General features: G+C 54.6%; 15 protein-coding genes. 7 read left to right on the forward strand and 8 right to left on the reverse strand.

Annotation, left to right across the window (positions count from 1 at the left end):
* Window positions 1-10: 10 nt before the first annotated feature.
* Window positions 11-1,264 carry an aminotransferase class V-fold PLP-dependent enzyme gene (locus tag Z946_RS0108820; RefSeq protein ID WP_025055370.1) on the reverse strand — a complete coding sequence of 418 codons (1,254 nt, stop codon included), beginning with the start codon at window positions 1,262-1,264 and terminating at the stop codon, window positions 11-13.
* Window positions 1,265-1,390: 126 nt separating this feature from the next.
* Here Z946_RS0108820 and Z946_RS0108825 point away from each other — a divergent pair, with 126 nt between their 5' ends.
* Together Z946_RS0108825 and Z946_RS0108830 are read left to right on the forward strand one after the other, a co-directional pair.
* The gene (locus Z946_RS0108825; protein WP_025055371.1) at window positions 1,391-2,245 is read left to right on the forward strand and encodes a formate/nitrite transporter family protein; all 855 of its coding nucleotides are present in this window, start codon (window positions 1,391-1,393) and stop codon (window positions 2,243-2,245) included.
* A 2-nt stretch (window positions 2,246-2,247) separates the two neighbouring features.
* Window positions 2,248-3,174 (forward strand): YihY/virulence factor BrkB family protein, encoded by a 927-nt coding sequence (locus Z946_RS0108830; protein WP_221228623.1) that lies wholly within the window; start codon window positions 2,248-2,250, stop codon window positions 3,172-3,174.
* Here Z946_RS0108830 and Z946_RS0108835 read toward each other — a convergent pair whose 3' ends face one another.
* The 5 genes from Z946_RS0108835 to Z946_RS0108855 all read right to left on the reverse strand — a co-directional run bounded on the left by Z946_RS0108835 (window position 3,175) and on the right by Z946_RS0108855 (window position 5,921).
* Window positions 3,175-3,903, reverse strand: a complete 729-nt coding sequence (locus tag Z946_RS0108835; protein WP_025055373.1) for a Crp/Fnr family transcriptional regulator — start codon at window positions 3,901-3,903, stop codon at window positions 3,175-3,177.
* A 66-nt stretch (window positions 3,904-3,969) separates the two neighbouring features.
* Window positions 3,970-4,125, reverse strand: coding sequence for a hypothetical protein (locus Z946_RS21810; RefSeq protein WP_241461316.1), 156 nt, complete (start codon window positions 4,123-4,125; stop codon window positions 3,970-3,972).
* A 193-nt stretch (window positions 4,126-4,318) separates the two neighbouring features.
* Entirely contained in the window at window positions 4,319-4,669 is a 351-nt protein-coding gene (locus Z946_RS21075; protein WP_025055375.1) for a phage holin family protein, read from the reverse strand.
* Between the two features lies 1 nt (window position 4,670).
* Window positions 4,671-4,994: an ElaB/YgaM/YqjD family protein gene (locus Z946_RS0108850; RefSeq protein WP_025055376.1), complete on the reverse strand. Its 324-nt coding sequence runs from the start codon at window positions 4,992-4,994 to the stop codon at window positions 4,671-4,673.
* Window positions 4,995-5,111: 117 nt separating this feature from the next.
* Complete coding sequence (locus Z946_RS0108855; RefSeq protein WP_025055377.1) at window positions 5,112-5,921, reverse strand: response regulator; 810 nt, start codon at window positions 5,919-5,921, stop codon at window positions 5,112-5,114.
* Window positions 5,922-6,037: 116 nt separating this feature from the next.
* Here Z946_RS0108855 and Z946_RS0108860 point away from each other — a divergent pair, with 116 nt between their 5' ends.
* Genes Z946_RS0108860 through Z946_RS0108870 form a run of 3 tightly spaced genes read left to right on the forward strand, consistent with a single transcriptional unit; the run spans window position 6,038 to window position 8,474 of the window.
* Window positions 6,038-6,193 (forward strand): NepR family anti-sigma factor, encoded by a 156-nt coding sequence (locus Z946_RS0108860; RefSeq protein WP_025055378.1) that lies wholly within the window; start codon window positions 6,038-6,040, stop codon window positions 6,191-6,193.
* A complete protein-coding gene (locus tag Z946_RS0108865; protein WP_025055379.1) occupies window positions 6,190-6,750 on the forward strand; it encodes an RNA polymerase sigma factor in 561 nt (186 codons plus the stop codon). The genes Z946_RS0108860 and Z946_RS0108865 overlap by 4 nt, the downstream gene beginning before the upstream one ends.
* Before the next feature lie 47 nt (window positions 6,751-6,797).
* Window positions 6,798-8,474 carry a sensor histidine kinase gene (locus tag Z946_RS0108870; RefSeq protein ID WP_241461317.1) on the forward strand — a complete coding sequence of 559 codons (1,677 nt, stop codon included), beginning with the start codon at window positions 6,798-6,800 and terminating at the stop codon, window positions 8,472-8,474.
* A 295-nt stretch (window positions 8,475-8,769) separates the two neighbouring features.
* Here the strand turns inward: Z946_RS0108870 and Z946_RS0108880 are convergent, their stop codons facing one another.
* Window positions 8,770-9,321 (reverse strand): cupin domain-containing protein, encoded by a 552-nt coding sequence (locus Z946_RS0108880; RefSeq protein ID WP_052836129.1) that lies wholly within the window; start codon window positions 9,319-9,321, stop codon window positions 8,770-8,772.
* A gap of 187 nt (window positions 9,322-9,508) precedes the next feature.
* Here Z946_RS0108880 and gabT point away from each other — a divergent pair, with 187 nt between their 5' ends.
* Complete coding sequence (gene gabT, locus Z946_RS0108885; RefSeq protein ID WP_025055382.1) at window positions 9,509-10,924, forward strand: 4-aminobutyrate--2-oxoglutarate transaminase; 1,416 nt, start codon at window positions 9,509-9,511, stop codon at window positions 10,922-10,924.
* Between the two features lie 88 nt (window positions 10,925-11,012).
* Here the strand turns inward: gabT and Z946_RS0108890 are convergent, their stop codons facing one another.
* On the reverse strand, window positions 11,013-12,629 hold the full coding sequence (locus Z946_RS0108890; RefSeq protein WP_025055383.1) for an FMN-binding glutamate synthase family protein: 1,617 nt from the start codon (window positions 12,627-12,629) through the stop codon (window positions 11,013-11,015).
* Between the two features lie 374 nt (window positions 12,630-13,003).
* Between Z946_RS0108890 and Z946_RS0108895 the strand changes: the two genes are divergently transcribed.
* Window positions 13,004-13,963, forward strand: a complete 960-nt coding sequence (locus Z946_RS0108895; RefSeq protein ID WP_025055384.1) for a TAXI family TRAP transporter solute-binding subunit — start codon at window positions 13,004-13,006, stop codon at window positions 13,961-13,963.
* The last annotated feature ends 103 nt before the right edge of the window (window positions 13,964-14,066 follow it).

A 14,066-nucleotide genomic window follows, 5' to 3' on the forward strand; every position in this document is an offset into this window, starting at 1 on the left:
GCGCTATGGATCAGCCCGAGATATCTTTCATCGCGGCCAGAAGGCTGCGGACCTCTTCAAGCGTATTATAGTGGCAGAGAGACACGCGCACGGCAGCTTCCAGACCAAGGGGTCTTAGAATGTTACCTGAGTAATGGTCCGCGCGGCGGATGTGGGTACGGATGCCCTGCGCATTTAACTGATCGACAATATCCGACGCAGGAACATGATCGAGCGCAAAACAAACAAGTCCCTCGCGGTCGGGATTCTCTGCGCCACCCAGAATGGTCACGCCGGACAGTTCGGCAAGGCCGGGCAGATTATCTACCCCAAAAAGCATCGCATCGGTAAGTGCTTTTTCATGCTCATGAATTGCCGCACCTGCCGCCTCGATCCGGGCACGCGGGTCGGTCTGGTCGCTCACCTCACCCCCTAGCCAGTCAAAATAGGTCACAACATCGGTGAAGGTCGCATATGCGCCGGTATCGCGTGTCCCCATCTCCCAGTTGCCTTCGGGTCCGTTTCTAAGCGTCTCGATTGGCAGTGCTGTAAGGCGGTCGGATGCCCATGCAACGCCGTAGCCGTGACGCGAAAAGACTTTGTACGGGGATACGACATATCCGTCGATGTCGTAGCTTGCGATGTCGATACGGCCATGACTGGCGTGCTGAATCCCGTCAACGATGATGAACGCATCGGGGGCGATTTGGCGGATGGCGCGCGCAATGCCTGCAACGTCATTTGCGATACCGGTCACAGGCGACGTGTGCAGGATGGTCGCAACGGTGACGTTCGGGGTCATTAACGCTGCATAAGCTTCCGGCGTGACCTGACCCGTTTTATCGTCATGAGGTACGCTGATATATGGTTTTCCGGCGACCTCTGCCCAATGCATCGCTGCACTACGCGATGCGGGATGTTCCACGGAAGAACCAATGACCGCGCCTGTGTCCGAACTGCCCATAACCGCAGTACGGATCAGGCGAAACGTAAGCTCCGTCCCGGATTCGCCGACAAAGAACTTCCCTTCGGGCGCGTTAAAGAACACCGCCATTTTCGCCTTGGCCTGTGTGATAACGTCCGTCAACGCAGCAGATGCAGGGTTGTCACGCCCCTGATTGTCAGGGATCGCCGCATATGTAGCCGACGTATCGACCACCGCATTCAATGTCAGCGCACCGCCTGCATTCTCGAAAAAGATCCTCGGTCCCTGAAAAGGGCAGCTGTCCACATGAGCAAAGCTCTTGCGGATTGCATGGGTCAGGTCGGTAGAATGGGTAATCATCAAGGGTCCTTTCCGGTTGGCCGCATCATTGACAAAACGCCGGAAGGTGCAACGGATTTTAGTCTGCTCTACCAAACAGGCCTTAACGCGCTAGTTCACAGGGATGAACGTAAGGAATGACCAGCGATGCCACCTCTTGTGACCCAATACCAAAAAGACAGCGAAGAAGTAGACAATGAGCAATCGGTAAAGGACGCAACGGCGCTGTCACCGAAGCTGATCTACGAGGTCATACGACGGGAAGGCGAAGAAGAGCTCGCGCGGACGAAACGCTCACTCATTTGGTCCGGTATCGCAGCAGGGATGCTCATCAGCCTATCGGTACTGGGCGAAGCGATCTTTCGCACCTATCTACCGGACACACCTGCACGATTTTTGATCGAGAACCTTGGCTATTCACTCGGTTTCCTTGCCGTCATCATGGGCCGGATGCAGCTATTTACCGAAAACACGATCACGACCGTCTTGCCGTTGATGCGTGACCGGACGTTGAACGCGCTCGGATGTGTGATGCGGCTTTGGGGAATTGTGTTGGCCGCCAATGTTGTTGGCGCTTTTGCGGCGGCAGCGCTTTTTGTCATGACGCCAGCGGTGCCTTCCGAGCTGCTGCCGGCCATAAACGAGTTGTCCCATCATGCCACAGGAATGGGGGCTGCAGAAGGGTTCTGGCGGGCTATCCCTGCCGGGGTGATCGTTGCATTGATCGTTTGGATGTTGCCGCAGGCAGACGAGAATGCATTTTTTCTGATCCTGACCTTCACCTGGTTGATTGCCGCGGGCGACTTTACCCATATTGTTGCAGGTTCGGTAGAAATGGCGGTACTGGTGCTGCAATCCGATCTTGGCCTTTCCGATGCGCTTTTCGGATTCTTCCTGCCCGTGCTTTCGGGCAATATCATTGGCGGTACCCTTATCTTCACGCTGGTAGCCTGGGGTCAGGTCCGTGATGATGTTGAAGGACATGACAAGAAGGGGCACTAACGTTGGCGGCATACGCACCCAAGATAGGGCTTCGCGGTTACTGGCAGGCATTCAAGGGCAGTCTGGCGCACATCGGCGAGAACAATCTGGCGCTGATCTCAGCTGGAGTCGCGTTCTTTTCAATGCTGTCGTTGTTTCCCGCTCTAGCGGCGCTGATTGCCGTGCTTGGCCTGATCTCAGATCCTGTCGTCGTCATCGCGCAGCTTGAAGATATGCGTGGGCTATTCCCGTCAGATGTTTACGACATTATCAACGCGCAGGTTGTCAGCCTTGTGACGACCAACAGCGACACCTTGGGCTGGGCCGGACTGCTTTCGGTTTTCATCGCGATCTGGTCGGCGCGTGCGGGTGTTGGTGCGATGATTATCGGGCTGAACGCGGTCTATGGCGAGCGTAATCGCAATACTGCAAAGCACTATCTGCGTGCGCTATTGTTGACCGTCGCACTGGTGGGTGTCGGGATCGTTGCGTTGATCAGCCTTGTGGTGATCCCTGTGATGCTCGCCTTCTTCCCATTAGGACTGGTCGGAACTTTGTTGGTGGATGCGCTACGGTGGATTGTTGCGGTGGTGGTGCTTTTCGTCGGAATCGGTCTTTTGTACCGCTTCGGTCCCAACCGCAAAGCCGCCCAGTTCAAGTGGCTTTCTGTCGGTTCTATCGTAGCTGTTCTGTTCTGGATGATCCTGTCAGTCGGATTCGCCTACTACGTTGCCAACTTCGGAAATTATAATCAGGTCTACGGATCCATTGGAGCGGTGGTCGCGATGTTGGTCTGGCTGTGGATCAGCAGTTTTATCGTGCTCTATGGTGCCGCCTTGAATGTACAAATCGAGCTGCGAACAGTCAAGGACAGCACAATCGGGCCGAATATGCCTGTCGGGTCGCGCGGCGCTGTGGCGGCGGATACAATTGTAGAAATCGAAAGCTGATTACATCAGCGGTCGCTTTGGCAATGGATCGGTGTCGGACACTGCGACCTCTGCCAAGAGCTCCAGATTGTTAATCTGTAGAATGCCGTCGTGCCATGACATCAGCTGTCGGTCTTTCAACTTGGCGAGAGTTTTATTGGTATGGACCAGGGATAGGCCCAAGGCATCCGCAAGATCGCGTTGAGTGAAGGGAAAGGCCATTTGCGAGTTGGTGGTCAGACCGAGCGCTTTGCCGCGCTGAAACACCTTCAGAAATGCCCAGGCAATTGCTTCGGTGGCACTTCTCTGACCAAGAGAGGTCAGCGTCTCACCAAGGAAATGTTCTTCGACTGCGGCAAGCCAAGTGATATCGAAAGCGCGGGAAGGATTGCTGCGGAAAAACTGGTAGAACTCTGACCTGTCGAAAACACAAAGACGCATGTGGGTGCGGGCTTCGACGGAATGGCTCATCTCGCCCAAGAGGGCAGCTTGAAGTCCTATAAAATCTCCGGGAAAGACAAAATTGATTACCTGCCGCTCCCCCGTTTTCAACGATGTGTCGCGGATGCCCATACCAGAAAGCGCAGTGTACATTTGCGCCGCATTCGACCCTTCAAGCAGGATTGGCGTGCCGGGATTGACCGTTAGTTCGCCAACCTTGAATCGTTGCATGAATTCGAGCTCTTCCCGCGACATAGACACGAACAGGTCCTTGCTGTGAAGCGGGCAGTGTTCGCACTTGGTAGCCATAAATTTATTCCTTGCAGCATGTCTTAGTTTAACGCGCGGGATCGCCAAGACGGCTATTATCGAATTTTACAATCGGACAATGCTGCCATGCTTTTCGTTGTGATTGAGCCAGATGCAATTATTCAAAGCGACATCTGTGAGATACTGACCGGCCTCTATGAAGAGTGTCGGGTCGTTGGAACACACGCCGTCGAAGGCATCAAAGGCAAAATCGAAAACCATCAGGGTGACGTCGTGGCAATCGTTTCGGTGCCGTCTGACGAGGTCAATAATACTGTTGGGTCACTGCTCTGCCAACACAAGCAGACAAAGATCGTGTTGGTTACAAATTCGGTCTGCAATAGCGTTCATGACGAAGCGGTAATTGCAGGCTGGGTACAACGTCCGTTTTCTAATGAAACACTAAGTGAGGCCGTCAGGAGCGTGATCGCCGCCCAGCCGTTAGTCCGGTCATAAATGCTGCCATCAACTTGCTGAAGTCAGCATCGGGGACGAGTGATGTATCTTGCTCCGTGGACTTCTGCGGGACCTTGTCACCGACCATGGACATACAGGCAATGAGGATGAACCCGATCCCCATGTACGCTCCGCCCAGAATTAAGGTCGCGTTCAGCGCCGTTGTTACGGTGATTAGATAAAGCCACGCGGCGGCGGTAAAGAAACCGGTTCCCACGGCTAAACACAAACCGGCAGCGCCGCCCAGCGCGGTTTTACGCGCTGTGCGGGATGCGGATTGCTTCGCCCGATTTATCAAGCCAGACAACATATTATCGACGTGCCGTGATCATGCCGACCAGAAAGCCAACGCCAGCTGCAATGCCCAGTGCGGTTGCTGGCTGGGTACGAATGAACTCTTCTGTATGCAGCTGCGCTTCAAGCGCCTTGTCTTTACCAGCGGCAGCCAGCTCTTCGGCTTTGGCTTTTGCCGTATCCTTGGCGGCTGTACCTTTAGCGACCGTGTATTCACTGACGGAAGATGTCAGCCCAGCGATATCGCTTTTCAACAATTCGATCTGCTTGGACAAATCTTCAACAGAGATGTCTGTTTTGTTTGAGATGCCATTTTTCTGTGTAGTTGACGACGTTGCCATAACGTGGCCCTCCTTTGATTGCGTTCAGTTACTGGTAGAACGCCACTCAACAGAAAATGTTCCTCAAATAAAAAGGCCCCGGCTTTCACCGGAGCCTTTTCGTCGATTGTGTGCCAATCAGGCGTTGAGAGTTTCTGTCGACGAGAAGAACATCGCTTGGGAAACCGAGGACATGACCTGATCGACGGAATAGGGCTTCGAGATCAAGAAGGCAGGCTCTGGTTTGTCGCCTGTCAGCAACCGCTCAGGGAACGCAGTGATAAAGATCACCGGACGCGTACCCAGTTCTTGCAGAATGTCGTTCACTGCATCGATGCCGGACGAATTATCGGCAAGCTGGATGTCGGCGAGGATGAGGTCGGGGACATCTTTGGACGCAAGCGCAATCGCTTCGTCTCTGGTGCGTGCGATGCCTGTGACGCGGTGGCCCATCTCTGCCACGATGGATTCAATGTCCATTGCAATGATCGCTTCGTCTTCGATAATCATCACAGAGCCGGACGCGCTGTCGGCCATTTCGCGGCGCGCGATGCTGATCAGCTCTTCGGCCTCGGATTGGTCTACGCCAATGATCGTGCCGACCTCTGAGAATGAAAACCCTTCGACCGTGTGCAGCAACAACGCTTCGCGGCTGTTGTTGGTGAGGCTTGCCAAGCGACGCTGTGCTTTGGCGCGCGCGCCGTGCTCACCTTCTTCTACCGGCGCACCGGCACTGGCCCAAATACTATAAAGGACTTTGAAAAGTCCCGTCTTAACATCCTGACCATCCAGAACGCTCCGGTCTGCGAGGATTGCTTCCAGCGTAGCAGCGGCGAATGTATCACCACTCTGCTGGCTGCCTGTCATCGCGCGCGAGAACCGGCGCAGGTATGGGATGCTTTGCCCCAGTTGTTCAGTGATGCCAGTTTGCCCTGTGTCATCGTTCATGATGGCCGTCCTTATCTTTTTTGACTTTCTTGGAACCAAACACATTCAGATTGCGTTTGGTTCCCGTGTGAGTGAGAAATAAGTGAACGCCCCTTGGCGTACCAGAGGTCCAGCAAGTGAATAAAAGAACTAACCAAGACCGCGAACGTGCGATTGATGATAACCTCAAGAAGGTGTTCGAGGAAACACTTGATGAAGGGATTCCAGATCGTTTCAAAGATTTGTTGAGTCAGTTGAAGAAACAGGATTCCGATCAGGGCGCATCGAAATGACCGCAGCAAGCGATCCGCGCGACGAGTTGGTAGAACACCTTCCGGCGATGCGTGCTTTTGCGATCAGCTTGACCAGAAACGGTTCAATCGCAGATGACATGGTGCAGGACACCTTGGTTAAAGCCTGGACAAACATCGAGAAATTCGAAGTCGGCACCAACATGCGTGCGTGGCTTTTTACAATCTTGCGAAACACATACTACTCCAACCGACGCAAAGCGAAACGCGAAGTCGCCGACGTTGATGGCGTCTTTACCGAAAGCCTTGCGGAAAAGCCGGCTCATGACGGACACATGCAAATGGCTGATTTTCGGCGTGCCTTGCTGCAGTTGAAGGATGAGCAGCGCGAAGCGTTGTTGCTGGTTGGCGCATCCGGTTTTTCTTATGAAGAAGCGGCCGAAATGTGCGGCGTCGCCGTCGGCACGATCAAAAGCCGGACAAACAGAGCACGCGCGCAGCTTGCCGAAATCATGGGATTGAACGAAGACGAGCCACTTGAGATGACCGACGACGCAACGATGTCGGTGCTTTCAGGCTCCAAAATCGCCAGCTTCTGATCATGACATCAGGCTTTTTTCAGGGCCAGCTCTTTAGGGGACTCGCTGTGCGGGTCCTCCTTTTTCTTTCGCTCGCCCTTCTCCCTATCGGTTTAATCGCAATCAGCCAGACACAGCAGATCGCGCGGGACAACCGCGCCTCGGCGGACGTCCTTTTGCTGGCCGCGACCGAACAGGCGTCTTCAGCAGAGCGCGCTGTGTTGCAAACAGCTTTTAGCACCGCATCCGCCTTGGTGCCGATTGTGGAGTTGATGCACACAGACACCGAACGATGTTCCGAGTTTATGCGGGCGTACCAACGTGCCAACTCTCAATATAGTCTGGTGGGTTTTATCCGCACGGATGGCCGGATGCAGTGCTCGTCGGCTGATAACGAATTCAATTTCTCGGACTCTGAAGGGTTCCGCAGAATTGTAGATGAGCAGAAACTGAGGGCAACAGCGCTGCAAAACGGCGCCTATAGCCAGCGGCCGGTGACGGTGGTCTCGATCCCAATCCGCGCCAACAGCGACACAACCGGATTTTTGTCGGTCTCCATCCCGTCAGACACATTCGACCGTGTGGTCGAACCGGATCGCCCGATGAAACCATTGGCGCTGATAACCTTTAATGAGGATGGTGAGATCCTGACGACGGAACGCGGATTGGATCTGGCAGGAAGCGAAGTGCCCAAAGGGCGGATTTTTGAAGATTTCGTGGGAGAGCCGCCCAGCGTTGTGTTCGCGCCCAACCAAAAGGGCGTCGAGCGTGTATATTCTATCATGCCGCTGGTGCCGGGCGCGGTTCACGCGGCCGCCGTATGGCCAACCACAACGCCATTCCTCAACCCCGGTTTCCTTGAACGGCTGACTGCGTTCCTGCCTGTCGCGATGTGGGCTGCCAGCCTGATCGTTGCCTTCTGGGCGCTAAACCGTCTAGCCATCCGTCATATCCGCAAGCTTGGGCGACAGATGCGGCGCTTTGCGATCAACCGCAACCTGCCACGGAAATTGCTGGGCAATGGCGTGCCATTCGAACTGGTCGAGATGGAAGCGGCTTTCATCAGCATGGGCGAATCCATTCTGCGTGATGAGGCCACGCTGGAAGACTCTTTGCGCGAAAAGAATATCCTTCTGAAAGAGGTCCATCACAGGGTTAAGAACAACCTGCAAATGATCTCGTCGATCATGAACATGCAGATCAGACAGGCCAAGACCGAAGATTCCAAGTTGGTATTGCGCCGCCTGCAGGAGCGTATCCTCAGTCTCGCCACGGTTCACAAGAACCTCTACCAGACCGATGAACTGGTACGCGTCGATGTCGCCGTTCTGTTGAAAGAGGTGGTGAACCAGTTGCTATCGGTCGGTCTGGCACCTGGTTCGAATGTCGACGTAAAGCAGTCATACGTACCGCTGAGCATCGAAGCGGATGATGCCGCTCCTCTTACCCTTCTCGTTTCAGAGGCGATGACCAATGCGCTTAAACATATCTGTCAGGATGGAAGGTCAGAAAGCCGCATCGAAATCGAACTGGTCAGCACCGGCCCTGAAAGCGCACGCCTGTCATTAATTAATAGCAAAGGTGGCGAAACCGACGAGGCGGGTACCGGGCTAGGGTCGCGTCTGATCGAAGCATTCGCGAGACAGCTTAACGGTCAGGTCGAGGTGACAGAGACAGAAGACAGCTATGAAATGGTGCTTACGTTTCCAGTTCCTCAGAGTAACAAGCCAACATACGATTACTGAACAAGCGCCGAATGATGCCGCATGTGCAAAATAATTGTGCGGGACGGGGAACCAGACCACCAAAGCGACAGTTGGATTTACGACAAGAGCAAAAAGGAAGGGCCAAACATGTCCACAGATCTTTTTCTGGGGGGCTTGGCCAGTCTGATTTTGGCGGCAATCGTAATTGCCGTGCTTACCACCAACAAGCGGGAGTAGCTGTAGTTACAACCTGCTGACAAAGTCAGATCGGCGCGGTTACCCAGGCCGATAAGGAAAAGCCTCCCAAGTAATTTGGGGGGCTTTTTTCAAATCCTCAAAAGCTGGGTGGTGTGCAGGCGCTCACTATCTCGCAGATTTCGTCCCCGATGTTGCGAAAGCGATGGGGCAGGCGGCTGTCGAACAGATAGCCATCTCCGGGCTGCAGAACCGCTTTGTTACCGTCGACAGTCACTTCGATCGTTCCGCGCACCACGATGCCAGCCTCTTCCCCTTCATGCGAAATCGCTTCGGGGCCCGTATCGGTGCCGGGTGGATAGCTTTCGTGAAGAACCTGAAGCGCGTGGTTTTGCGCATCGCCCAACTGGCGCAAAGAAAGATCACCATCGCTAGCCGGCGATATCTCGGTGAACTCGGAGGCTTTATAAAAGACCTTTGGTGTGTGGTCATCTTCCAGTGTTGAGAAAAACTCTGCCATGCTGATCGGGATCGCGTCCAGAAGGCTCTTGAGCGAAGCAACAGAGGGGCTGGTGCGATTCTGTTCGATCAAGGAGATAGTGCCATTGGTTAAACCAGCGCGGCTGGCCAGCTCCCGCTGGGACAGGCCGCGTTGCTTTCGGATGGTTTTTAGGCGGTGTCCGATGTCCAATGACATAATCCTTGCAGGTTCATTACCGTTTCGTAGCGCCAGACAGCATTGTTGTCACAAGCAAAATCCGGCCGAGACGTTCTGATAGCTTCAATTTCGTGAAAATGAGGAATTGACAAGTATATTAAACATGCTGATAGGATTTTTTAAACGTACCTGACACGTCTCCAGCAAAGGATTATTGGAAATGTCCAGCACTGCCAAGAAACCGCGCCGCAAGGCCGCCCCGAAAAACAAGAAGCCAGCCGTGGCAGAAACCAACACAGTCGCCAAAACGATTGTGTCTGACGCTGTTGCCGCTGCGAATGCTGATCTGACGAACGCCCAGTTGATTGCGCGCCGTGAAGCGGCCGTGCCACGTGGTGTTGCGTCTGCCGCGCCAATCTATGCAAAGTACGCTGAGAATGCTGAACTTTGGGACGTAGAGGGCAACCGCTTTATCGACTTCTGCGGCGGTATCGGCGTGCTGAACACAGGTCACCGTCACCCCAAGGTGATCGAGGCGGCAAAAGCGCAAGAAGACCACTATACACACACATCCTTTCAGGTTGTTCCTTACGAGCCATATATCGAGCTGGCGGAGCGTCTGAACGCGCTAGCCCCGGGTGATGCGCCCAAGAAAACGCTTTTGGTCACCACTGGTGCCGAAGCTGTCGAAAACGCCGTAAAGATCGCCCGTGCCGCGACAGGCCGTCCGGGCGTTATCGCCTTTACCGGTGGCTACCATGGCCGCACACTGCTTACGCTTGGCATGACCGGCAAGGTTTCCCCGTACAAAAAAGATGTTGGTCCTTTCCCGGCTGATATCTTCCGCGCGCCTTTCCCGAACGTACGCGATGGCATCACTGTCGAGGATGCGATCACTGGCTTGAAGAACCTGTTCCTGACAGATGCACAGCCAGAGCGTGTTGCGGCTATCATCATCGAGCCTGTTCTGGGCGAGGGCGGCTATGTGCCGGTGCCATTCGAGATGATGCAGCAACTTCGCGATATCTGTGACGAGCACGGTATCATGTTGATCGCTGACGAGGTTCAGGCAGGCTTTGGCCGGACCGGAACATGGTTCGCGATCGAGCATTCCGGTGTTGTGCCGGACCTGATCACCGTGGCGAAATCGATGGCCGGTGGGTATCCGCTGGCTGGTGTTATCGGTCGCGCCGACGTGATGGACGCGATGGAGCCCGGTGGTCTTGGTGGCACATATGGCGGCAACCCTGTGGCATGTGCCGCAGCGATTGCAGCGATTGATGCGATCGAAAACGAAGGTCTGCTGGCCCGTTCCACTGCGATGGGTGAGATGTTCAAAGCACGTTTTGCTCAGATCGGCGCGCGTTCTGCCCCGTTCCGTTTCTGGGACATCCGTGGCCTTGGCGCGATGGTCGCGGTCGAATTCGTTACAGATTTCGACACAATCGCGCCGGATGCCGCCTTTACCAAGCGGGTCGTCGCACATGCGCTTAAGCGTGGGTTGATCCTGCTGAGCTGTGGCATGCACGGTAACGCGCTGCGAATCATGGTGCCACTGACGGCGTCTGATGCGATCATCGAAGAAGGTCTCGCGATCTTTGAAGCTGCGGTTCAGGCGGCTGTCGCGGAAGGCTAAGCTTTAATAGCCCGAGACATTAAGAAAGGCGCGTCGGATATCCGGCGCGCCTTTTGCATTTCTGGTTCATTCAGCGGGTTCTCTGCGATCATTCTCTGGGTGCGAAACTGTCAGCGCGGGCACGTGCCCAGCGTGACTTGTTGCCTCTGAAGTCTTCAGCATTGTCATCCAGCAGATAACCTTCGGGTAGATACGCAAAGACATCGCTGGCTTCTGCCATGCTCTTGTCACCCTGCCGCAGCATCAGATGGTATGGCAGAAAGTCACTTGGATGATGCAAGCCTGCTGCACCCGTCATCTCGCCCAGTGCATGCATGGTGTTGGAGTGGAACCGCGCGACACGCTCGCTTTTGTGCCCCACGTCCAATGCCCGCATCCGCACTTCGTCCTGCGTCGCTACCCCGACCGGACAGTGGTTGGTATGACAGGCTTGGGCCTGAATACAGCCGACTGCGAACATGAAGCCGCGCGCAGAGTTACACCAGTCAGCGCCCAACGCCAACGCCCTTGCAATATCAAAGGCAGAGACGACCTTGCCTGCTGCGCCGACCTTGACCTGATCGCGCAGACCGGCACCGCGCAGGGTGTTATGCACGAAGGTCAGCCCTTCGATCATGGGCATGCCTACGTGATTTGAGAACTCAACAGGGGCGGCACCGGTGCCGCCCTCGGTTCCGTCGACGACGATGAAGTCCGGCACAATACCGGTTTCGAGCATCGCTTTCACCATGCACATAAATTCGCGACGGTGGCCGATACACAATTTGAAACCAACGGGTTTGCCGCCGGACAGGTCACGCAGCTGGCCGATGAATTCCATCATTTCAATTGGTGTGGAAAAAGCCGAGTGGGCGGCGGGGGATACACAGTCTTGCCCCATTGGCACGCCACGCGCCTCAGCAATCTCTGGTGTTATCTTGGAAGCGGGCAGCATACCGCCATGTCCCGGCTTTGCACCCTGGCTTAGCTTCAGCTCAATCATCTTGACCTGATCCAATGATGCTGTCTCGCGGAACTTCTCAGGATCAAACGACCCGTCCGGTGCCCGACTGCCAAAGTATCCTGAGGCTAGTTGATAGATCAAATCACCGCCGCCCTCCTTGTGGTAACGACTGACCGATCCCTCTCCGGTATCATGGGCAAAACCGCCGAGCTTGGCACCGGTGTTCAGCGCTTTGATCGCATTAGCGGAAAGCGACCCAAAGCTCATTGCGGAAATGTTGTAGAGAGATGCCGCATATGGCTTTTTGCAATCAGGCCCACCAATAGTTGTGCGGAAATCGTAATTGTCGATATGCACCGGCTGTACCGAATGCGTGACCCAGGAATAGCCGGCATCGTATACCCGCATACGGGTGCCAAAAGGGCGGGCGCTTTCTTCGCCCTTTGCACGCTGATAAACAAGCGAACGCGCATCGCGGGAAAAGGGCTCTTCATCTTGATCGGACTCGATCAAATATTGCCGGATCTCAGGTCTGATCCCTTCAAAGAAAAACCGCATATGACCCAGCACCGGATAATTCCGAAGGATCGAATGTTTGGTCTGTGTAACGTCATAAAGACCCATTCCCGACAAGGTCGCGAAGAGGATGAACGGGAGGACAAACCAGCCGGACCACGCGAAAATAAGGATGAAGCAAATGAGAGCCAGAGCGATCACGCCTATGAAAGTCGAGAATCTGGTCATTGATTTTAGATCTGGCATGGGCTTCCCTGCTGGCTTCGCGATTTCAGTATATCAAGACCTGACGTTCTTTGCATCGTGTGGCAAGTGATAGGTGGGTGATACTGCTCAAAACGAAAGCAAATCGTTCATATATTCGACAGTATAAACAGGCATTTAGTGCGGATTACACAATAATCTAAAAGCTCCCTTGTGGATAAATGTAATCCCTCCTAGGCTACTTGGAGATTCCTCTTGTGGTTGGGTCAGAGAACCAAAAACTACAATAGGGAGCGAGGCGAAATGCGGCTGATTAAGTCCGGTTTTCGGGTCAAACGGCCACGGATCAACGTGCCTCTATACCAAGGCGATCTGCTGTAAACAGCAGCTCATAAAAGCAAAAAAGGGAGAGAATCATGAAAATGTTCAAGATGCTCGCAGTTGCCGGTGCGATGACCGCTGGCACCATGGCGACAGCTCAGGAAAAGTTTATCACAATCGGCACCGGTGGTCAGACGGGCGTGTACTTCGTCGTCGGTCAATCCATTTGCCGCCTCGTTAACCGTGGTACGGCCGACCACAATCTGAAGTGTACGGCCCCCTCCACCGGCGGTTCCATCGCGAACATCAACGCGATCAAGGCTGGCGACATGGATATGGGTGTGGCCCAGTCCGACTGGCAGTTCCACGCGTACAATGGCTCTTCCCAGTTTGAGGGTGACAAGTTCGACAAGCTGCGTGCGGTTTTCTCCGTACATGGTGAGCCGTTCAACGTGATTGCGCGCAAAGACAGCGGCATCAAGTCGTTTGACGATCTCAAAGGCAAGCGCGTCAACATTGGTAACCCCGGTTCAGGTCAGCGCGCCACGATGGAAGTCGTGATGGACGCCAAAGGCTGGACGCTGGACGACTTCGCGCTCGCATCCGAGCTGAAACCAGCAGAGCAAGCCGCCGCGCTGGGCGACAACAAGGTCGATGCCATTATCTACACTGTTGGTCACCCCAACGGCTCCATTCAGGAAGCGGTATCAACAATTGACGCAGAGCTGGTGAATGTCGGCGGCCCCGAGATCGAAAAGCTGATCGCGGACAACCCTTACTACGCTGCGGCCTCCATTCCCGGCGGCATGTACAAGGGTACGGATGAAACGGTGAACACCTTTGGTGTGAAGGCGACATTCGTGACCTCCGCTGACGTGGACGAAGATACGATCTATCAGGTTGTTAAAGCCGTTTTCGATAACTTTGATCGCTTCAAGCGCCTGCACCCTGCGTTTGAAAACCTGACCGAAGAAGAGATGATCTCTGGTGGTCTGTCTGCGCCGCTGCACGATGGTGCCGCGAAGTACTACAAAGAGCGCGGCTGGATCGAATAATCCAATCTGACGCTTAAGACATTCAAGGTGGCGGCTGTAACACATGTCGCCGCCTTGGGGCCCTAGTCCGGCCAACGATTTGCACCCGCGAAAACGCGGGGCA

This window comes from Sulfitobacter noctilucicola, assembly GCF_000622385.1.
Taxonomy (GTDB): domain Bacteria; phylum Pseudomonadota; class Alphaproteobacteria; order Rhodobacterales; family Rhodobacteraceae; genus Sulfitobacter; species Sulfitobacter noctilucicola.

Coding starts and splice junctions, on each gene's coding strand:
- Z946_RS0108820 (WP_025055370.1), bottom strand. CDS start 1,264: ATGATTACCCATTCTACCGACCTGACCCATGCAATCCGCAAGAGCTTT.
- Z946_RS0108825 (WP_025055371.1), top strand. CDS start 1,391: ATGCCACCTCTTGTGACCCAATACCAAAAAGACAGCGAAGAAGTAGAC.
- Z946_RS0108835 (WP_025055373.1), bottom strand. CDS start 3,903: ATGGCTACCAAGTGCGAACACTGCCCGCTTCACAGCAAGGACCTGTTC.
- Z946_RS21810 (WP_241461316.1), bottom strand. CDS start 4,125: ATGGTTTTCGATTTTGCCTTTGATGCCTTCGACGGCGTGTGTTCCAAC.
- Z946_RS21075 (WP_025055375.1), bottom strand. CDS start 4,669: ATGTTGTCTGGCTTGATAAATCGGGCGAAGCAATCCGCATCCCGCACA.
- Z946_RS0108850 (WP_025055376.1), bottom strand. CDS start 4,994: ATGGCAACGTCGTCAACTACACAGAAAAATGGCATCTCAAACAAAACA.
- Z946_RS0108855 (WP_025055377.1), bottom strand. CDS start 5,921: ATGAACGATGACACAGGGCAAACTGGCATCACTGAACAACTGGGGCAA.
- Z946_RS0108865 (WP_025055379.1), top strand. CDS start 6,190: ATGACCGCAGCAAGCGATCCGCGCGACGAGTTGGTAGAACACCTTCCG.
- gabT (WP_025055382.1), top strand. CDS start 9,509: ATGTCCAGCACTGCCAAGAAACCGCGCCGCAAGGCCGCCCCGAAAAAC.
- Z946_RS0108890 (WP_025055383.1), bottom strand. CDS start 12,629: ATGCCAGATCTAAAATCAATGACCAGATTCTCGACTTTCATAGGCGTG.
- Z946_RS0108895 (WP_025055384.1), top strand. CDS start 13,004: ATGAAAATGTTCAAGATGCTCGCAGTTGCCGGTGCGATGACCGCTGGC.